The organism is Streptomyces sp. NPDC058579, from assembly GCF_042718575.1.
In the GTDB taxonomy this organism is placed as follows: domain Bacteria; phylum Actinomycetota; class Actinomycetes; order Streptomycetales; family Streptomycetaceae; genus Streptomyces.
Window position 1 is genome coordinate 57902 of the sequence record NZ_JBHXPI010000035.1, and the last position, 18965, is coordinate 76866.

17 protein-coding genes are annotated in these 18965 nt (G+C 70.9%); 10 read left to right on the forward strand and 7 right to left on the reverse strand.

All coding sequences use genetic code 11. The features are described from left to right. The first annotated feature begins 142 nt into the window (after window positions 1-142). On the forward strand, window positions 143-1129 hold the full coding sequence (locus tag ACFWRO_RS28865) for a DUF5937 family protein (protein ID WP_384514969.1): 987 nt from the start codon (window positions 143-145) through the stop codon (window positions 1127-1129). Between the two features lie 107 nt (window positions 1130-1236). Here the strand turns inward: ACFWRO_RS28865 and gcl are convergent, their stop codons facing one another. After that, on the reverse strand, window positions 1237-3024 hold the full coding sequence (gcl, locus tag ACFWRO_RS28870) for a glyoxylate carboligase (protein ID WP_384514971.1): 1788 nt from the start codon (window positions 3022-3024) through the stop codon (window positions 1237-1239). A gap of 224 nt (window positions 3025-3248) precedes the next feature. Between gcl and ACFWRO_RS28875 the strand changes: the two genes are divergently transcribed. From ACFWRO_RS28875 to ACFWRO_RS28885, 3 genes are all read left to right on the forward strand, one after another. After that, entirely contained in the window at window positions 3249-4262 is a 1014-nt protein-coding gene (locus tag ACFWRO_RS28875) for a hypothetical protein (protein ID WP_384514974.1), read from the forward strand. A gap of 157 nt (window positions 4263-4419) precedes the next feature. Further along, window positions 4420-5265, forward strand: coding sequence for a TIGR04222 domain-containing membrane protein (locus tag ACFWRO_RS28880; protein WP_384514976.1), 846 nt, complete (start codon window positions 4420-4422; stop codon window positions 5263-5265). Between the two features lie 27 nt (window positions 5266-5292). Continuing rightward, entirely contained in the window at window positions 5293-5841 is a 549-nt protein-coding gene (locus ACFWRO_RS28885) for a GNAT family N-acetyltransferase (protein ID WP_384514979.1), read from the forward strand. Window positions 5842-5951: 110 nt separating this feature from the next. On the opposite strand, the gene ACFWRO_RS28890 is transcribed toward ACFWRO_RS28885, so the two are convergent. After that, window positions 5952-7592 (reverse strand): AMP-binding protein, encoded by a 1641-nt coding sequence (locus ACFWRO_RS28890; RefSeq protein ID WP_384514982.1) that lies wholly within the window; start codon window positions 7590-7592, stop codon window positions 5952-5954. Continuing rightward, window positions 7589-9319 carry an AMP-binding protein gene (locus ACFWRO_RS28895; RefSeq protein ID WP_384514985.1) on the reverse strand — a complete coding sequence of 577 codons (1731 nt, stop codon included), beginning with the start codon at window positions 9317-9319 and terminating at the stop codon, window positions 7589-7591. The genes ACFWRO_RS28890 and ACFWRO_RS28895 overlap by 4 nt, the downstream gene beginning before the upstream one ends. Window positions 9320-9410: 91 nt before the next feature. On the opposite strand from ACFWRO_RS28895, the gene ACFWRO_RS28900 reads away from it, so the two are divergent. Beyond that, window positions 9411-10301: a LuxR C-terminal-related transcriptional regulator gene (locus tag ACFWRO_RS28900; protein ID WP_384514988.1), complete on the forward strand. Its 891-nt coding sequence runs from the start codon at window positions 9411-9413 to the stop codon at window positions 10299-10301. A gap of 55 nt (window positions 10302-10356) precedes the next feature. Here ACFWRO_RS28900 and ACFWRO_RS28905 read toward each other — a convergent pair whose 3' ends face one another. Further along, window positions 10357-11478: a winged helix DNA-binding domain-containing protein gene (locus ACFWRO_RS28905; RefSeq protein ID WP_384514990.1), complete on the reverse strand. Its 1122-nt coding sequence runs from the start codon at window positions 11476-11478 to the stop codon at window positions 10357-10359. A gap of 254 nt (window positions 11479-11732) precedes the next feature. Between ACFWRO_RS28905 and ACFWRO_RS28910 the strand changes: the two genes are divergently transcribed. The 3 genes from ACFWRO_RS28910 to ACFWRO_RS28920 all read left to right on the forward strand — a co-directional run bounded on the left by ACFWRO_RS28910 (window position 11733) and on the right by ACFWRO_RS28920 (window position 14158). Further along, window positions 11733-12863, forward strand: a complete 1131-nt coding sequence (locus ACFWRO_RS28910; RefSeq protein ID WP_384514992.1) for a magnesium and cobalt transport protein CorA — start codon at window positions 11733-11735, stop codon at window positions 12861-12863. A 399-nt stretch (window positions 12864-13262) separates the two neighbouring features. Continuing rightward, complete coding sequence (locus ACFWRO_RS28915) at window positions 13263-13475, forward strand: hypothetical protein (protein ID WP_384514995.1); 213 nt, start codon at window positions 13263-13265, stop codon at window positions 13473-13475. Window positions 13476-13528: 53 nt separating this feature from the next. Beyond that, entirely contained in the window at window positions 13529-14158 is a 630-nt protein-coding gene (locus ACFWRO_RS28920) for a restriction endonuclease (RefSeq protein WP_384515016.1), read from the forward strand. Window positions 14159-14219: 61 nt separating this feature from the next. On the opposite strand, the gene ACFWRO_RS28925 is transcribed toward ACFWRO_RS28920, so the two are convergent. The 3 genes from ACFWRO_RS28925 to ACFWRO_RS28935 form a co-directional block, all read right to left on the reverse strand. After that, on the reverse strand, window positions 14220-15467 hold the full coding sequence (locus ACFWRO_RS28925) for a tyrosine-type recombinase/integrase (protein ID WP_384514997.1): 1248 nt from the start codon (window positions 15465-15467) through the stop codon (window positions 14220-14222). Window positions 15468-15515: 48 nt separating this feature from the next. Further along, window positions 15516-15833, reverse strand: a complete 318-nt coding sequence (locus ACFWRO_RS28930; protein ID WP_384515000.1) for a helix-turn-helix transcriptional regulator — start codon at window positions 15831-15833, stop codon at window positions 15516-15518. Between the two features lie 113 nt (window positions 15834-15946). After that, on the reverse strand, window positions 15947-16231 hold the full coding sequence (locus tag ACFWRO_RS28935) for a helix-turn-helix domain-containing protein (RefSeq protein WP_384515002.1): 285 nt from the start codon (window positions 16229-16231) through the stop codon (window positions 15947-15949). A 287-nt stretch (window positions 16232-16518) separates the two neighbouring features. Here ACFWRO_RS28935 and ACFWRO_RS28940 point away from each other — a divergent pair, with 287 nt between their 5' ends. Beyond that, window positions 16519-17694: a DUF3631 domain-containing protein gene (locus ACFWRO_RS28940; protein WP_384515005.1), complete on the forward strand. Its 1176-nt coding sequence runs from the start codon at window positions 16519-16521 to the stop codon at window positions 17692-17694. A 205-nt stretch (window positions 17695-17899) separates the two neighbouring features. Next, complete coding sequence (locus tag ACFWRO_RS28945; RefSeq protein ID WP_384515007.1) at window positions 17900-18715, forward strand: DUF2637 domain-containing protein; 816 nt, start codon at window positions 17900-17902, stop codon at window positions 18713-18715. Window positions 18716-18965 lie beyond the last annotated feature (250 nt).

Sequence of the window (18965 nt, forward strand, 5' to 3'; positions counted from 1 at the left end):
GGAGTCTGCGGGGGCGGCCGGGAGGGCCGGTAATGTTTCGCGCGGGGGCGAAACGGGGGGCGGCCCGCAGGTGGGCGGGGGGCGGGACGGGGGCGCCGGAGGGCGCACGGGCGCGGGTGGGGCGACGTGGGGAGCGGGGCGTATGGGGTGGTGGCGGGTTGACGCGGACGCGCTCGCGGGGAGCCGGTTCCTGATATCCCCGCTTGCGGAGGTGACCGCCGCGCTCCAGGCCCTGGACCTTCCGAAGGCCACCCACCCGGGCGAGCGGACGTGGTTGGAGGCCCATCTGCCCGCCTACCGGGCCCGGTTGGCGGCCGAGCTGCTCGACGCCCTGCTCGTACGCGCGGCGCTCGGCACCTCCTGGAACGCCGACTTCGTCACGCCCACGCCCCTGGGCGACCACGAGTCGAGCTTCGAGGAGGAGCTGGTCCGGGTCCGCGCGACCCCACCCTCGGCGGCCGTGGCGGATCTGGCGGTGTCGCTGGGCGGTAGCCCGGTGCCCGAGCCACTGGCATCGGCGCCCGATCTTCCGTACCGGATGGCCGAGTTGCTCACTTGGGTGTGGCGGGAGACGGTCCTGCCGACCTGGCCGAGGCGCCGACGGATCCTGGAGGCGGACGTCCTGGCGCGCACGGCGCGGCTCACCCGGGAAGGGTGGGCGGCGGCGCTTGACGAGCTGAGTCCGGGCCGGACGCGCTGGCTCGGCGAGGGCCGGCTCCAGGTCAACACCCGTGACTATCCCCCGCGTTCGGCCACCGGGGCGCGGCTGCTCTTCGTGCCCGTGACCCCGAGCCGGGGGTGGGTGTCGTGGGAGGGGGCGGAGCGCTTCGCGATCGTCTACCCGTGCGCTGGCGCCCTGGCGGACGTGGAGGGCCCGGCCGTTCCCGAGGCGCTCGCCGCGCTGCTCGGGAGCGCGCGGGCCGGGGTGCTCGTACGACTGGAATCGCCGCTGTCCACCAGCCAGTTGGTGGCGCTGACGGGGCAGGGCCTCGGGTCGGTGGGGCGGCACCTGAAGGTGCTGCTGGACGCGCGTCTCGTACGGAGGAGAAGGGCGGGCCGGTCGGTCCTGTACGACTGGACGGAGGCGGGGGCGGCTCTGGTACGCGCACAGGGCGACGGGCGGACGTAGAGCACGCGGGCCGGGTGACCTAGGACCGGCCGACCCAGAACCACCAGACACAGAGCGGCCCCCGCTCCGGTGCTCTCGGAGCGGGGGCCGATCGGTGAGGGCCGGGATCAGACCTTGAGGGCCTTGATCGCGGTCGGCGCGTGGCCGGGCTCGGTCGCGAGCTCCTCGAACTCGGTGACGTCGCTCATGTCGACCGTCTTGCTCATCGCGATGTTGGTGATCCGCTCCAGGATCGCCTCGACGACGACCGGGACCTGGAACTCGACGGCCAGCTTCTTGGCCTCCTCCAGCGCCTCGCCCAGCTTCTCCGGGTCGGTGACGCGGATCGCCTTGACGCCCAGGCCCTCGGCGACCTTGACGTGGTCGACGCCGTAGACGCCGATCTCCGGGGTGTTGATGTTCTCGAACTCGAGGTTGACCTCGAAGTTGATGCCCAGGCCGCCCTGCGCCTGCCGGATCAGACCCAGGTAGGCGTTGTTCACGAGCACGTGGACGTAGGGGACCTTGTGCTGGGCGGCGACCGCCAGCTCCTCGATCATGAACTGGAAGTCGTAGTCGCCGGAGAGCGCGACGACCGGGGTCTCCGGGTCCGCGGTGGCGACGCCGATCGCGGCCGGGATGGTCCAGCCGAGCGGGCCGGCCTGGCCGCAGTTGATCCAGTGGCGCGGCTTGTAGACGTGCAGGAACTGCGCGGCCGCGATCTGGGAGAGACCGATGGTGGTGACGTAGCGCGTGTCCGGGCCGAAGGCCTTGTTCATCTCCTCGTAGACGCGCTGCGGCTTCATCGGGATGTTCTCGAAGTGCGTACGGCGCTGCAGGGTGGCCTTGCGCTCCTGCGCGGACGCGGCCCAGGCGGAGAAGTCCGGGAGCTTGCCCGCGGCCTTCCACTCCTTGGCGATCTCGACGAAGAGCTCCAGCGCGGCCTTGGCGTCGGAGGCGATGCCGTAGTCCGGGGCGAAGATCTTGCCGAGCTGGGTGGGCTCGACGTCGACGTGGACGAACTTCCGGCCCTTGGTGTACGCGTCCATGTTGTAACCGGTGTGGCGGTTGGCCCACCGGTTGCCGATGCCGAGGACGAAGTCCGACTCCAGGAAGGTCGCGTTGCCGTAGCGGTGCGCGGTCTGGACGCCGACCATGCCGGCGGCCAGCTCGTGGTCGTCCGGGATGGTGCCCCAGCCCATGAGGGTGGAGATGACCGGGATGTTCGTCAGCTCGGCGAGCTCGACCAGCAGGTCGGTGGCGTCGGCGTTGATGATGCCGCCACCGGCGACGATCAGCGGGCGCTCGGACTCCAGGAGGAAGCTCAGAGCCTTTTCTGCCTGCGCGCGGGTCGCCCGCGGCTTGTAGACCGGCAGCGGCTCGTACGTCTCCGGGTCGAACTCGATCTCGGTCAGCTGGACGTCGATCGGCAGGTCGATGAGGACCGGGCCGGGACGGCCGGAGCGCATCAGGTGGAAGGCCTGCTGGAAGACGCCGGGGACCTGCGCGGCCTCCAGGACCGTGGTGGCGGCCTTGGTGACGGGCTTGGCGATCGTGGCGATGTCGACGGCCTGGAAGTCCTCCTTGTGGAGCTTCGAGACCGGGGCCTGGCCCGTGATGCACAGGATCGGGATCGAGTCCGCGATCGCGGAGTACAGGCCGGTGATCATGTCGGTGCCGGCGGGTCCTGAGGTACCGATGCAGACACCGATGTTGCCGGCCTTGGCCCGGGTGTAGCCCTCGGCCATGTGGGACGCGCCCTCGACGTGGCGGGCGAGGGTGTGGTTGACCCCGCCGACGTTCTTGAGCTCGCGGTAGAAGGGGTTGATCGCCGCGCCGGGCACGCCGAACGCGTTGGTGACGCCTTCGCGCTTGAGGATCTCAACGGCCGCTGCGGCGGCGGTCATACGGGGCATGGGAGGGCTCCTGCTTCGGCCAGGCGGAACCGGGTCCGCCACCGTCTCGGCGGGCCGTTTCCGTATTGCGGAAGTAATGTTCTGCTATACGGAAGCAATGTAGGTCGGCGTGGCGAGGGCCGTCAAGGGAGTGGGCTCGGCCGATGGCCGAAGTCCCTCCCCTCGCGTGGCGGATTGGTGGACGATGGGGGCGGGAAGACAGGGGGTTCGCCGTGGGGTTCGGTGTGGGTGACTCGATTCCGGTGCGCTGCCCGGAATGCCTCCGTACGCAGCCGTACGCCGCGCCGGTGTTCCCGTGCGCGTGCGGGACCCCGGTGGTGCCGCCGGTGATCCCCGGGGCGACGGGCGAGCCGGTCACGCACCGGAACTGGACGGATGAGTGGGTCACGGTCCGCTGCGCCGCCTGCGGCCGCGAGGACGAATGGCCCCACCCGGAGCTCGGCTGCACCTGCGGCACGGTCCTCCGCGTCCCGGTCCTGCCCCCGACCGGAGGCAGGCGCCCGGCGGAGGGCACGGGTCCGGGTACGGGAGTGGGCGACGGTACGGGACGGGGTACGGGCGCCGGCACGGGTGCCGATTCGGACACCGGGCCCTGGCGGGTCGTGGACCCGCGCTCCGCGACCGACCCGCGCCCGGGCACGGGCGGGTGGATCACCCCGGGGAGCGGCGGGGAGGGCGCCCCAGGAACTGAGGGTCGCAGCGGTGGGCACGGTGGGCACCCCTTCACAGGACCGAGTCCGGGCCCGGCCGAGAACCGCGCCCACGCCGCCCCGCAGACCGGCGGGCACCGTGCGTTCACCGACCGTTACCCCGCGCACATACCGCTGCCGCCCACGGCTCCGCACCCCGCGCCGCCGAGGCCCTCGTTCCGGCCCGTGACCATCCGTACCGCCCGGGACGCGGTCGCCGCGTCCGCCGGGTACCTGCGCTGGCTCGGGTTCCGGGACGTCGTCCAGCCCGAGGAGCGGTCCACGTCCGAGGTCGACCTGCGGGCGCCCGGACTCGTCGCCCAGGTCGACCCGAGCACCCGCCCGGCCGGCCTGCGGGCCGTCGAGTGCCTCTGGCTCAACGGCCTCAGCAGCACGGCCGTGAGCGTCTTCTTCTCCCTCGCCGGCTACACCCCGGAGGCCCGCTCCCGCGCGGACGAACTCGGCATCCCCCTCTTCGTCCTCGACCTGACGGGCACCCCGCAGCCGGTCAACACCCCGGCCGACGAACTGGTCACCACGGGCGCATAGCCGCGCTGTCGGCACCGTAGGGGTCCTGAGGCGGGTCCGAAGCGGGTCTCAAGCAGGTCCGAAGCGCGTCGCCGACTCAAAATAACCTCCGAATTCGGCCATTCACGCGTGACGATCACACTCCCCCGGGCACAACAGTCTCGGGGGGTGGGGCCTCATGGGGGCGGAGACGTGGTGGTTCATCGTGGCGGCGTGCGGACAACTGCTGCTCGCGCTCGCCCTGTTGCGAACGCGCAGCCCGCAGCGGGCAGAACTGCCCCCGCAGGCACTGGCGTTGCTCAGGGGAGGGCCTCGGGCGGTCGTCGTCGTGGCCCTTGTCGCGCTGCACCAGCGCGGCGCGGTCGCAGCCGGCCGGAAGGGCACGATTCGGGCCAACGGCGGCCCCGGCCGGACGCGTGACCCGGTTCAACTCGGCGTGCACAGTTCGCTCCGGCGCGCGCTGGGCCTCCGGGTGCTCGCCGCACAGCCCCGGGCGCGGCGCGCGGTCGACGCGCTGCGGGCCGAGCTCGGCGGGGCGGGGCTGCTCCGCCCGTACGGCCGGCTGCGCGTCGCGCGCGTGCTGCTCGTGGGCGCGGTGGCGACGGTCGTCGCGGGCCTGCTGCTCATCCGGCCGTCCGGGGCGGAACTCGCGCTCGCGCTGGCCCTCGGAGCCGTACCGACCGGCGTCGCGCTCGCCCTGTTGTTCCTGCCGCCGACCACACGGGCCGCCCGCCGGCTGCTCGCCGGGCTCCGCGAGCGGCACCCGCTGCCCGCGCACCGGCGCGAGGTGACGGACGGCAATCTGGTGCTGCTGTACGTCGCCCTCTACGGCGACCCCGCGCTCGCGCTCTTCCTCCCCCGCTTCTCCCGCGACGGCGGACTACTGGGCCGGGGCGGCGGGACGGACGGGTACGCGACCGGCCGCGGCTGGTTCGGCGGAGGCGGCGGGACCGACGGGACGGGAGGGAGCGGAGGAGGTGGGGGCGGTGCCGGAGATGGGGGTGGTGCCGGGGGCTCGGGTTGAGGGGAGGGTCCGCGCCATACTCGTCGTATGCACATCCGAGCGGCCGCACCGGCCGAACTCCCGCTGCTCCAGGACATCGAGCGGGCCGCGGGCGAACCCTTCCGCTCCGTCGGCATGGCGTTCATCGCCGACGACGAGCCCCTGCCGCTGGACGTCCTGGACGCCTACCGGCGCTCCGGCCGCGCCTGGGTGGCCGCCGACGAGGCCGACCGCCCCGTCGCGTACCTGCTGACGGACACCGTCGACGGGGCCGCCCACATCGAGCAGGTCTCCGTGCACCCCGACGCCGCCCGCCGGGGCATCGGCCGCGCCCTGATCGAGCACCTCGCGGCGCAGGCGGCCGAGCACGGGCTCACGGCGCTGACCCTGACGACCTTCGCCGAGGTCCCCTGGAACGCCCCGTACTACGCCCGCCTCGGCTTCCGCCCGCTCGCCGAGTCCGATCCGGAACTCACCGTCGGGCTGCGCGCGATCCAGCGGGCCGAGGCCGCCCACGGCCTGGCGACCTGGCCCCGGGTCTGCATGCGCCGCGAGCTGGCGGGGGCCGCAGTGGTCCGGCAGGCACCCGCGCCGTAGCCCGAGGCCCGAAGGCCGTAGCCCGTGACCCGTAAGGCCGTGGTCCGTAGCCCGCAGGCCCTAGCCGTACGCACCCCGTACGTACCCCGCAGCCGTACGTACCCCGCCGGCTACCCCTCCTCCCCGCCCCCGAAGCGCCGCCGCAGCTCCACCTTCCGCACCTTCCCGCTCACGGTCATCGGGAACTCGGCGAGGATCTCCACCCGGCGCGGGACCTTGTAGTGCGCGAGGCGGTCGCGGCAGTACGCGGTGATGTCGTCGAGGCTCGGCGGGTCGGCGGGGTCGCGGGGGATCACGCAGGCCAGGATCTCCTCGCCGTAGCGGGCGTCGGGGACGCCCACGACCTGGACGTCCGCGATCTTCTCGTACCCGTGGAGGAACTCCTCGATCTCGCGCGGGTACACGTTCTCGCCGCCCCGGATGATCATGTCCTTGATCCGGCCGACGATCTGGACGTACCCGTCCTCGCGCATCACCGCGAGGTCGCCGGTGTGCATCCAGCGGCCGGCGTCGACGACCTCGGCGGTCTTCTCGGGCTCGTCCCAGTAGCCGAGCATCACGCTGTAGCCGCGGGTGCGCAGCTCGCCGGGGACGCCGCGCTCGACGGTGAGCCCGGTGACCGGGTCGACGATCTTCACCTCGACGTGCGGCATGACCCGGCCGACCGTGCCGGTGCGGCGTTCCAGGTCGTCGTCGCGCCGGGTCTGGGTGGAGACGGGTGAGGTCTCCGTCATGCCGTAACAGATCGACACCTCGGCCATGTTCATCTCTGCGACGACCCGCTTCATCACCTCCACCGGGCAGGGCGAGCCCGCCATGATGCCGGTGCGGAGGGTGGAGAGGTCGTACGAGGCGAAGTCGGGGAGGTTCAGCTCCGCGATGAACATCGTCGGTACGCCGTACAGGGACGTGCAGCGCTCCTCCTGGACGGCGCGGAGAGTGGCGGCCGCGTCGAAGGACGGCGCGGGGATGACCATGCAGGCGCCGTGCGAGGTGGCCGCGAGGTTGCCCATCACCATGCCGAAGCAGTGGTAGAAGGGCACGGGGATGCAGATCCGGTCCTGCTCGGTGTAAGCGATCATCTCGCCCACGAAATAACCGTTGTTCAGGATGTTGTGGTGGGAGAGGGTCGCCCCCTTGGGGAAGCCCGTGGTGCCCGAGGTGTACTGGATGTTGACCGGCTCGTCGCAGGAGAGCGCGGCGGGGCGCAGTTCGCCCGCCGTACGGGAGAGCAGCTCGTCCCAGGTGGGGTCGTCGAAGTACACCGCCTCCCTCAACTCCGGACATTTCGAAGCGACTTCCTCGACCATGGCCCGGTAGTCGCTCGTCTTGTGCGTACGGGACGCGAAGAGCAGCGAGATCCCGGCCTGCCGGAGCACGTACTCCAACTCGTGGGCACGGTAGGCCGGGTTGACCGTCACCATGACGGCGCCGATGCGGGCGGTGGCGTACTGGACGAGCACCCACTCGGCGCAGTTGACCGCCCAGATACCGACCCGGTCGCCCTTGGCGACTCCGCTGCCGAGCAGGGCGTCCGCCAACTTCTCTACGTCGGCGCCGAATTGGGCGTACGTCCAGCGGCGCCCGGACGGCACGTCGACGAGCGCCTCGCGCTCCGGCCAGGTGGCCACGGCGCGGTCGAGGTTGGCGCCGATCGTGTCGCCGAGGAGGGGGGTGGAGCTCGCGCCGTGGGCGTAGGAGAGGTTCGATCCGGTCAGGGTTGCCGTGCGAGGTGTCATGCGGGTTGTCATGCGAGGTCCCCCTCCGCGTACTCCGTGCCCTCACCCTTCGCCGTACGCTCGCGCAGCTCGATCCGGCGGATCTTCCCCGAGACGGTCTTGGGCAGTTCGGCGAACTCGATGCGGCGCAGCCGCTTGTACGGGGCGAGCACGGCGCGCGAGTGGGCGAAGAGCGCCCGCGCCGTCTCCTCGTTCGGCTCCCAGCCGTCCGCGAGGACGACGTACGCCTTAGGGACGGCGAGCCGCAGCGGGTCGGGGGCCGGTACGACGGCGGCCTCGGCCACCGCCTCGTGTTCGAGCAGGGCGCTCTCCAGCTCGAAGGGCGAGATCTTGTAGTCGGAGGCCTTGAAGACGTCATCGGCGCGCACGATGTAGGTGATGTACCCCTCGGCGTCGCGGGAGCCGATGTCTCCGGTGCGGTAGTACCCGCCCGCCATGGCCTCGGCCGTACGCTCCGGGTCGCCGTGGTAACCGGTCATGAGGCCCACCGGGTCGGAGGAGAGATCGAGACAGATCTCGCCCTCGTCCACGTCGGCCTTGCCGCTCGCCGGGTCGACCAGGGTGACCCGGAAGCCGGGGCTCGGCCGGCCCATGGAGCCCTCCTTGAGCCGCTGGCCTGGGCTGTTGGAGACCTGGACGGCCGTCTCGGTCTGCCCGAACCCGTCGCGGATGGTGACGCCCCAGGCCCGCCGCACGGACTCGATGACCTCGGGGTTGAGCGGCTCCCCGGCCGCCACGACCTCGCGCGGCGGGTGCTTCAGCTGGGTGAGGTCGGCCTGGATCAGCATGCGCCAGACGGTCGGCGGCGCGCAGAAGCTGGTGACGCCGTTCCGCTCCATCTCGGCCATCAGTCGGGCCGGGTCGAAGCGCGTGTAGTTGAGGATGAAGACGGTCGCCTCCGCGTTCCAGGGGGCGAAGAGGTTGGACCAGGCGTGCTTGGCCCAGCCGGGCGAGGAGATGTTGAGGTGCACGTCGCCGGGCTTGAGCCCGATCCAGTACATGGTGGCGAGATGGCCGATGGGGTACGAGGTGTGGGTGTGCTGGACGAGCTTGGGGCGGGCGGTGGTGCCGGAGGTGAAGTACAGCATCAGCGGGTCGTCGGCGCGGGTGACGCCGTCGGGCTCGAAGACGTCGGAGGCACGGGAGGCGTCGGCGTACGGAACCCATCCGCTCGGCTCCTGCGATCCACCTTGCGGTCCCCCTGTCGGTCCACCTGTCAGTCCACCTGTCGCTCCACCGACGACGATCCGGGTGTAATCCCCGGGTACGTCATCGAACTTGGCGGTGTCCTCGGCGCGCGCGATCACGTACCGGGCCCGGCCGCGCTCGACACGGTCCCGCAGGTCGACCGGGCCGAGGAGCGGGGTGGCCGGGATGACGACGGCGCGCAGCTTCATCGCGGCGAGCGCGGTCTCCCACAGCTCGGCCTGGTTGCCAAGCATGACGATGATCCGGTCGCCGGCCCGAACGCCGTGCGAGCGCAGCCAGTTGGCGACCCGGTCGGAGCGTTCACTCATCTCGGCGAAGCTGACGCGCGTCTCGGTGCCGTCCTCCTCGACGATGTGCAGCGCGGTCCTGTCGTTGCCGGCCGCGATGACGTCGAACCACTCCAGGGCCCAGTTGAACCGGTCGGGACGGGGCCAGGCGAAACCCTCGTAGGCGGCCTCGTACTCCTCGCGGTGCCGGAGCAGGAAGTCGCGGGCGGCCCGGAACCTCTCCGTCGCGGTGGTGGGCGTCATGTGTCCTCCTCGTTGCGGGACCGGTCACGGACATCGTGTAATCAGTGACCCAGGTCTCACTACCCCCGTTCGGGGGTGAAGGAGTAGTCGCGTGGCCGAGCTGACGGAATCGGTGGAGATGCGTGCGGCGCTGCTGCGGCTGCGCCGGTCCACGGGCCTGGAGGTCGTCTTCGGCGGACTGCTGCAGGACGGCAGGGCAGGCGGCGGGGCAGGCGGCGGCAGGGCAGGCCGCGAGGGCGGAGACGCCCTTGACGCCCGCGACGGCCGCCGGCTGCGGATCGCGGAGCTGAACGGCGCCGTGACCCCGGCCCTGCGGGGCCTCTCGATCTCGGCGGGCAGCGGCCTTGGCGGGAAGTGTCTGGCGCTGTCGCGGCCCTGCGCGGTCGTGGACTATCCGTCGGCGCGGCACATCACGCACGAGTACGACGGCCCGGTGTCGGCGGAGGGCCTTCGGTCGGTGATCGCGGTGCCGATCGTCGTACGGCGCCAGGTGCGCGGCGTGCTGTACGGGGCGCTGCGGGACGCGCTGCCGCTCGGCGACCGGGTCTTCGACGCGGCGGTGGCGGCGGCCCGGGACGTGGAGCAGGCGCTGGCGGTACGGGACGAGGCGCGGGAGCACGTACGGGAGCTGCTGGCGGAGGGGCCCTCGGCCGAGATCCGGCAGGCGCACGGTGAACTGCGCGAGCTCGTGCCCCAGGTCGCGGACCCGGACCTGCGGGCCCGGCTGCTGGAGGTGTGCGCCCGCCTGGAGACGGTCACGGCGGGCCCGGCCCGCCGGCCACCGGGCGTGACGCTGACGCCGCGCGAGCTGGACGTCCTGGTGGCGGTGGCGTCGGGCGCGACGAACGCGACGGCGGCGGACCGACTGGGGCTCCGCCCGGAGACGGTGAAGGGCTACCTGCGCTCGACGATGCGGAAGCTGGGGGCGCACACGCGGGGGGAGGCGGTGGTGGCGGCGAGGAGGGCGGGGGTACTGCCGTAGGACGCCTGAAGCCGCCCCTGCTTGTCCACTCGTCTCCACTCGTCTCTGCTCCTCTCTACTCATCGACAACCCCGAACCCGACCTCGAACGGAACCCCCTCCTCCCCCATCACCCGCAGCATCCGCTCGGCTTCCTCGGCCAGCTCGGCGCGCTGAGCCTTGGTCGTACGACCGAAGGGCTGGATGGTCATCGTCGTGCGCTCCTTGGTCTCCTCCAGGCGCCAGAGCCCGGCGAGGAGGCCGTCGAGGAGGAAGACGGAGAAGGCCTGGTTCCCCTTCCAGGTGCGGTTCTTCGCCTCGGCGGAGGCGAAGCGGCTGCGGTCGGCGTGGGAGAGGAGGACGTTGTCGTACTCGGGGAGGAAGCGCGGCGGGGCCGGGGTGTCGGGGTCGGGGCGGGGGGCCTCGGGGAGGTCGAAGAGTTCGACGCCGCTCTCGTCCCGGAAGGCGAGGAGGCGGGGGCGGAGGCGCTCGAAGGCCTCGCGGAGGCGGGTGAGGCCGCACCAGGTCTGCATGTCCTTGACGGAGGCGGGCCCGAAGGCGGCGAGGTACCGGAGGACGACGGGGTCGACGTCGGGCTCGGTCTCGGCGTCGTAGGAGGTGCGGAGCCAGGCCTGGGCGGTGGTGAGGCGGACCTGCCCGCTGCGGCGCCAGAGGCCGCGCGGGGTGACCTGGACGAGGGGCAGCAGGCAGCGGGCGGCGACCGAGAGGGACTGCGGGTCGGCATCGGGCCAGTGGACGAGCAGAGCCTCGCGGATCTCCTTGGGGGTACGGGGCTCCTCCTCGACGAGCGCGCGGGAGAGGACGACGAGGCGGTCGAGGTCGACGCCGACGAGACCGGCGCGGAAGATCTTGAGCTCGCGGGCGCGGGCGGCCTGGACGAGCGGCCGGAGGGTGAGGACGTCCTCGGCGGTGTGGGTGTGGATGGTGGAGCGCAGGGTGACGATCCGGGCGACCTCGCGGGACTCCATGAGCGCGGAGAGCTGCTCGGGACGGAAGCCGGCGAGCCGGGCGGCGAGGGCGTAGTACGGCGGCTTGGTGTTCTGCGCCTGGAGCCCGAGGAGGTGGGTGACGGCGCCCTTGGCGGACATCGCGGCGGGCTCCAGAAGGAGCTGCCGGGCCAGCGTGGCGCGACCCAGGGCGCGGGTGGAGAGAACCGGGTTCGTCGAGATGGAGGCCATGAACGGCACGCTACTCGGGATTGCGGACAGGATGTGTCCGCAAAGGGCGGGTGACGGGGCGGCGGCGGGGACGGGTGGCGGGGGTCGAAGGCGGATGACGGCGGCGCGCCCACACCCGCACTCGCACGGCCAGGGGCACGGGCACCGACCGCCGCGCTGCGACAATTCACCCCGTATATCCTTCCCGGGAGACCCGGCCACGACCACTGACCACAACCACAACCCCACCCACGACCACGGAGATGGACCCCACCATGTCGGAGCGTCGCCCCCGCGCAGCCTGGCGCCGCCAGCCGGAACCGCCGGCGCGGACGCCCCGGCCGGAGCCGAAGCCGTCCGAGGCGGAGGCCGCGGCGGCGGACCGGCCGAGCGTGGTGCAGGCCACGCTGTACCGCGACGGCCGCAAGGTGGCGTCCCCCGACACGCTGGCCGAGACCTTCCGTCAGCTGCGCGAGCACCCGGACGGGATGGCGTGGATCGGCCTGCACCGCCCGACGGAGTCCGAACTGCACTCGCTGGCGGGCGAGTTCGACCTCCATGAGCTGGCGGTGGAGGACGCGCTGGAGGCACATCAGCGCCCGAAGCTGGAACGGTACGGGGACACGCTCTTCGTCGTTCTGCGGGCGGCCCGCTACCTGGACGCCCAGGAGGAGGTCGACTTCGGCGAGCTCCACATCTTCGTGGGCCAGGACTTCGTGATCACGGTCCGCCACGGCGCGGCCCCGGACCTCTCGGCGGTCCGCCTCCGCATGGAGGAGGACCCGGACCTGCTGGCCCTGGGCCCGGAGGCGGTCCTGTACGCGATCCTGGACGCGGTGGTCGACGGTTACGCCCCGGTGGTGGCGGGCGTCCAGAACGACATCGACGAGATCGAGACCGAGGTCTTCAGCGGCGACCAGGCGGTCTCGCGCCGCATCTACGAACTCTCCCGGGAAATGGTCGAGTTCCAACGCGCGACCCGCCCCCTGGTGGGCATGCTGCACGGCCTGATGGCAGGCTTCGCGAAGTACGGCACGGACGAGGAACTCCAGCGCTACCTCCGCGACGTGGCCGACCACGTGACCCACACCAGCGAACGCGTGGACGGCTTCCGCCAGGCCCTGACAGAAATCCTGACCGTCAACGCAACCCTGGTAACCGAGCAACAGAACGCGGAAATGCGCGCGTTGGCGGAAGCGGGCTTCGAACAGAACGAGGAGATCAAGAAGATCTCCTCGTGGGCGGCGATTCTGTTTGCACCCACGTTGGTGGGAACGATCTACGGCATGAACTTCGAGACCATGCCTGAACTCAAGTGGGCGGCAGGCTACCCCTTCGCGATCATGCTGATGGCAGTTGTCTGCGTAAGCCTCTACGTCATCTTCAAGAAGCGCGACTGGCTGTAGCCACCCATCCCAGACCCTTGATCCACTTAGCATGAGCAAACCAACGATCGTGCCCCCAGAAGCCCCTCGGGGAGAATCTGGGGAGAATGCGAGAGAGGGTCGATCGGGCACAGGACCTCCACCTCGCCAAGGGGCGGCGCCCCGGCGCAGTCGCCCCTGGTCGCGCTCCGCAAGAACAGGCCATTCGATGAGCCCTGTATTTCCGCAGTGCGGCACCCGACTCTGAGGCCTCGGCGCAGGCCAGAGGTCCGTGCAGGTGGGCAGGCGCACACGCGAGCATGGCCGACTCGCCCTCTTGCCGCCCGCTCAATCGTGACGATGCATCAGGTTCTGTCAGTGGCCACCGCTACAACCGATCTAGAGGTCCGCACGGTGCGGACCGATGGGGAGGGAAGCACCATGCCGAAGGTTCCGGACGGGTACGTGCGCGTACGAAGCCACTTCCGCCGCAAGCCGGGGCCGAAGTCCGCCAAGGGGCTGAGCGTGTGGGCCGTGGCCGGCCTGTGTGCGGTGGTGTGGCTCTGGGGTCAGGTCTTCGGGTTCGGCGACGATTCCGCCACACAGCAGCCTGCACCGAAGCCCGCCGTCTCCGCGTCAGTGGGCGGGCAGTGACGCCCCGGTCTCGGCGGAGAATCCGATGGCGGCCGCGTAGTACAACGGACGTCCTGGGCGCGGCAGCCGTCGCCCTCGCGCTCACTGTCGCCCTGGCACAGGCCGCATCACATCTGGTGACGAAGGCCACCGAGGCCTGGCCCCTGCTGGCTCTGGTCGGCCTTGTCTGCGCCGTCGCCCTGGCCGGCCTCCGAATACGGAACCATCACCGGCATCGCGCGGACAGCGAGAGACTGGCCCATCTGCGCATCACTTTGCCGGAGTTGGACTCGATGGGCGACCAGGAGTTCGAGTACGCACTGCGCGACCTCCTCGTCCGCGACGGCTGGACGGCCAAGAAGGTAGGCCAGGGCGGTGACCAGGCCGCGGACGTGATCGGCGTACGGCTACCCCTCGGACGGATCGTGGTACAGGCGAAACACACCCGCGTCGGCGGCAAGGTCGGATCATCGGTGATGTACCAGGTGAAGGGCACGGCAGGTCCTGTCCACGGAGCGGACCACGCGGTCGTCGTCACCAACGGCACGTTCACCCGCGACGCCATCGTCTGGGGTGACCGCCACGGCGTGCGCTGGGTGGACCGCGACCGGCTGAACCTCTGGGCCCACGAGGGCAAAGCGTTGCACGAACTGCTCGGACTGCCGGCAAGGAGCTCCCGCTTGTCCTGGCGTCGAACGGCATGAAGCGCAGCACTTGGCCTGCCGACGAGAACGGGTGGCACAGCATGTGCTGTGCCACCCGTTCTCAGGCGAGGGCGAGGTTCTCCGGAACGTACGCGGGAACCACACCGAGCAGCGCGTCGACAGCCGCACGCCCCTTGCCGCCGGCCTCGGGCATGAAGTGGGCGTAGTGGTCGAGGGTGATGGTCGGGCTGGAGTGGCCGAGCCATCGAGCGAGGGTGACCACAGACTCGCCGGCTTCGAGGATGATCGAGGCGTAGGTGTGCCGGAGGACGTGGAAACCGTCCTTGCGCGATGCCTTCCATCGCCCGCCCCTCTCCCGCATGGGGATGACACCTACCTTGGCGAGAGCCGGCTTCCACACCTCGACGTTGAAGATGTTCGCCCGGATCGCGTTGCCATACGTCGTGGTCAGGACGAGCGGGAAGGCTCGCCTTTCCCGCTCGGGCTCCGGTCCGCCCCAAGGCAGCTCGACGTCCACGGCCGGATGCTGCAGGAAGTGGGCGGCCAGCTCCATGGCGACCGAGCGGGGCATGTCGACGACGCGTGTCTTCCCGCCCTTGGGCAGCGTGAAGTACAAGCGACCATTGAGCAGTTGGACCTGCCGTCGCACGCGGATGACGCCGCGTGCGAAGTCGACGTCCTGCGGCGAGAGTCCGAAGACCTCGCCTTGGCGTAGGCCGCACCCGAGGGCGACGACCACGGCGATCCGGTAGCGCGGGTTGATGATGTCCCGTACGCGCTGTGCGGTCTCCAGGGACCATGGCTCCCGCTGGTCGTCGGGCACCTTGGGCCAGCGCACCGACTTGGCGCGCATGGGGTTGCGGACGAGCCGCTTGTCGTCGATCGCCGTCTCGAAGATGTTCGAGAGGGAGGTGAGGATCTGCCGGGCGTACCGGGGTGCGCATTCGCCTTCGAGGGTGGCGATGTAGCCGCGCAGGACGGTTGCGGACACGTCCCTGAGCGCCACCTCGCCAAGGTGGGGAAGGACATGCAGCCGTACGCGCTCGTCGACACGCTTGATCGTGCCTGGCGCACCCCGCACACCCGTCTTCCAGTAGCGGGTGACGTAGTCGGCGACGGTGATGGACCCGTCGCGTGGGTCGACGAATTCTCCGCGTTCGCTGTCGGTGCCGGCGCGGCGCAGCCACGCCTTGGCGTCCTCCAGAACGTCGAACGACATGTCCCGGACGCCGGGGATTCCGGCGACGCGATACCGAGTGCCCTTCCCGTAGCGGGTGGTGCGTTCCCGCTTGCCGGTGACGGGGTCCTTCTTCTTGTTGATCCAGCGGTCTTCGATGTAGCCGGCCAAGTATCTCCTCGCAGGTAGGGGTTCGGCAGCCGTCTGCCAGGTGGAGAGTCAGGCGGTGGCCGTGTAGTCGGCACGGCGCTGCGGCGCGGCGTTCGCGGGGTTCAGGACGGGATTGGAGCGGGAGTCCGCCCGCTCCTGCTCGCGCACCCAAGCGTCGAGGGCATCGAGCCGGTACGTCACTCGTCCGCGGGCGCCCAGTCGGAAGCTCGGCGGCCCCTGCCGACGGTGCCGCCAGACGTACAGCGTGCGCGGCGAAATCCCAAGATATTCCGCTGCTTCCTTCACTCCGAGAAAGGCTCGATCGATCGCACGGAAGTCCCCGACTACGGACGTGCCGGGAGAGGAAATACGGGTGACGACGGACAAACGAGATTCCTTAGGTCGGAGGGCAGAACGAATCGGCACGCCTCGATGGAAAGGCGTTCCGGGACGACCAATGATCCGGAGAATCCCCGGTTAGGCTAACCGGGGATCGTCGGCTATGTTCCGCCCGCTCCGGCCACCCCTGAGCGTGTCCAGGCGTCGGTGAGGAAAGCCTGGGGCACGGTTCCGAGGGCAGCCGCGATGGCCACGAGGTCGTCGATGTCGCAGCGCCGGACGGTGCGTTCGATGCGGGACAGCACGGTGAAGGTCATGGGTCGGCCGAGTGCGGTGACGCGGGCGGCAAGCTGGCGTTGGGAGTAGCCGCGGGCCGTGCGGGTGCGTTCGATGGCCTGGGCCGCGGCGTGTCCGGCGGGTCCGATTTCGAGGGGGCGTGGCGGCATGCTTGGTGTTGTAGCTTGCGCATCGGCAGCTCGGGAAGTGTTTCCCCGTCTGCCGTGAGCGATGCGGATCGCACGGGGATTTTCGACGGCGATTTCGGCAACCGGGATTTCACCCCTATAGTTGCCGGACCGCAGACACAGGGAACAGCCAACCTGTAACGAATTCCAGTGCTAAATCTGGACTTCCCGCGCCGGGTGTGGCTGTGTTGGCCACGCACACCGTCCCCGCCGGAATCCCTCAAATTCCCCATGCGGTCTATCCACGCGACCGCCGAAGGAGCCGCCCCTTGGAAGCCACCACCCCAATACCTTCCCCCGATGACACTCAGCCCGCAGAGTCCTCCGAGGGCGAACTGGTGCTCTCCGACCTGCGCGCCCAGTTCCGGCGGTACGTGGTGCTGCCGAGCGAGAACGCACTGACAGCCGTGACGCTGTGGGTGGCGGCCACGCACCTCCAGACGGCGTGGCAGCACGCGCCGCGTCTCGCGGTCGTCGGTCCGGCGAAGCGGTGCGGCAAGTCCCGCCTCCTGGACGTCGTCACCGAGACCGTCCACGACCCGCTGATCACGGTCAACGCCTCGGCCGCCGCGGTGTTCCGGTCGATCACCGACGCCCCTCCGACCCTGCTGGTTGACGAGGCCGACACCCTCTTCGGGTCGGCGAAGGTGGCGGAGAAGAACGAGGAGATGCGCGGCCTGCTCAACGCCGGCCACCAGCGCAACCGCCCGACTCTGCGGGTCTCCGGCCCGAACCACGAGGTGTCGAAGTTCCCGACTTTCGCGATGGCCGCCCTCGCCGGGATCGGCGATCTTCCCGACACGATCATGGATCGATCGGTCGTCATCCGGATGCGGCGCCGACGGCCGGGCGAGAAGGTCGCCGAGTTCCGCACCGTACGTGACACCCCCGCCCTGCACGCCGTACGGGACCGGCTCTTGGCATGGCTGACCCCGCTGCACGCGACCGCGATGGACCTCACACCGAAGATGCCGGTGGAGGACCGGGCCGCCGACACCTGGGAGCCTCTGATCGCTATCGCCGACCTAGCCGGCGGCCCCTGGCCCGAGGCCGCCCGCGCCGCCTGCCTGGCGATGACGAACCATGAGGCCGAACAGGACCAGGACCACAGCGCCTTGAACATCCGGCTCCTCGCAGACATCCGCCGTGCCTTCGCCTCCGAAGGAAACCCGGCAGTCATCCGTACCGGCCGCCTGCTCAGCATCCTGAACGAGGACGCCGAGTCGCCCTGGCCCGAGTACAGCGACAAGGGCCTCACACCGCGCGGTCTGCAGATCCTGCTGAACGACTACGGCATCCGCTCGGCCAACCGCCGCTTCCCCGACGGCTTCCAGGCCAAGGGCTTCACCCGCCTGCAGTTCACCGACGCCTGGGCCCGCTACTGCCCCGAGCCCGCACCGGCCGCCGAGCCGATGGCCATGCCGGAACCCGCCACCAGCGCCTGACCCGGCACGACCCGTCCCCACCCGTCGCCGCGCAGGTCAGAGCCGGGACGGGTCACCGGCCCGCAACGAGTCGACCCGACATCGCCACCCTGACCCGTACCTGCTCTGACCAGGCATGCGACGAATCGCGACGGGTCCCACCCGCCACGGCCGCCCCCCCCACCCCCCCCCACCCACTCCCCCTGCCTCATGGAGCCCATTTCCCTTGCCTTCACCCAGCACCGCCGCCACTCCCGCCGCCCTGCCCGTCCTGATCCGCATAGGCGTGGCCCTCCTCGCCCTGGCCGCCTTCGCCCTCTCGTACGACGCCCTGCGCCAGATGGCCGCCGCCAGCCACATCCACCGGGTGCTCACCTACGCCTTCCCCCTCGTGATCGACGGCTTCATCGCCATAGGCATCGGCGCCCTCCTCGTCCTGCGCACCGCACCCCTGCGGGCCCGCCTGTACGTCTCGGCCCTGGTCGGCGTCGCGACCGCCACCAGCATCTGGGCCAACGTCCTGCACGCCGTCCGCCTCAACCAGCAGGCCCGCCGGGGCGGGCTCGCCCTCGACGACCTCACCGTCGGCGCCATCTCCGCCATAGCCCCGCTCGCCCTCGCCGGCGCCGTCCACCTCTACCTCCTCGTCCAGCGCCGCCCCACCCACACCGCGCTACGGGAAGACGCCCGCCACATCACGGCGGCCGCCCCTCCCGACCGTGGCGCAGCAACAGCCACAAGCGATCCGTCGTCGGACGAGGATGTGGCCGAGGAAGACGAACAACCCGCCGAGCAAGTGGCTCAGCCGGAGAAACCGTCCGCCGAACGTGGCGACCAGCCACCTATGGCCACGTGGGAGCAGGTGGTCGAGATCGGGCGCACCGCTCCCATGGGCCGTGACGGCCGCGTCTCGCGCCGCCACATGGAGACGGCCATCCGCGACAAGGGCCTCAGGCCCGGAGGCCGCGAACGGTTGGAGAGGGCCAAGGACCTGCTCCAAGCGGAGCTCGACCGAAGCCACGCCGACGCCACCGCTGCGTAGACCCATGCCCTTCCACCACGCCAGCCGCTCGCCCCGGAGACACCCTGGGGCGAGCGCCACTCCTTCATCCGTTTCGGACGACCAGAGAGCCAGACCAGATGCACGAACAGCCCCTGCCCACCGCCCAGCAGTCGACCACCACCCAAGCCCCGGACGGGTCGGGTAGCCGGAGCGCATTGCTGCGCCCCGGCCCCCTCAGAACCGGACGTGCGACTTTCACCGCATCCGGCTCAAGCAAGCCACGAGGGCA

What these genes read in the sequence shown, in the direction of transcription:
- ACFWRO_RS28890 (WP_384514982.1), bottom strand. Translation starts at nt 7,592, where the DNA reads ATGACAACCCGCATGACACCTCGCACGGCAACCCTGACCGGATCGAAC.
- ACFWRO_RS28880 (WP_384514976.1), top strand. Translation starts at nt 4,420, where the DNA reads ATGGGGGCGGAGACGTGGTGGTTCATCGTGGCGGCGTGCGGACAACTG.
- ACFWRO_RS28910 (WP_384514992.1), top strand. Translation starts at nt 11,733, where the DNA reads ATGTCGGAGCGTCGCCCCCGCGCAGCCTGGCGCCGCCAGCCGGAACCG.
- ACFWRO_RS28865 (WP_384514969.1), top strand. Translation starts at nt 143, where the DNA reads ATGGGGTGGTGGCGGGTTGACGCGGACGCGCTCGCGGGGAGCCGGTTC.
- ACFWRO_RS28905 (WP_384514990.1), bottom strand. Translation starts at nt 11,478, where the DNA reads ATGGCCTCCATCTCGACGAACCCGGTTCTCTCCACCCGCGCCCTGGGT.
- ACFWRO_RS28935 (WP_384515002.1), bottom strand. Translation starts at nt 16,231, where the DNA reads ATGCCGCCACGCCCCCTCGAAATCGGACCCGCCGGACACGCCGCGGCC.
- ACFWRO_RS28915 (WP_384514995.1), top strand. Translation starts at nt 13,263, where the DNA reads ATGCCGAAGGTTCCGGACGGGTACGTGCGCGTACGAAGCCACTTCCGC.
- ACFWRO_RS28895 (WP_384514985.1), bottom strand. Translation starts at nt 9,319, where the DNA reads ATGACGCCCACCACCGCGACGGAGAGGTTCCGGGCCGCCCGCGACTTC.
- gcl (WP_384514971.1), bottom strand. Translation starts at nt 3,024, where the DNA reads ATGCCCCGTATGACCGCCGCCGCAGCGGCCGTTGAGATCCTCAAGCGC.
- ACFWRO_RS28885 (WP_384514979.1), top strand. Translation starts at nt 5,293, where the DNA reads ATGCACATCCGAGCGGCCGCACCGGCCGAACTCCCGCTGCTCCAGGAC.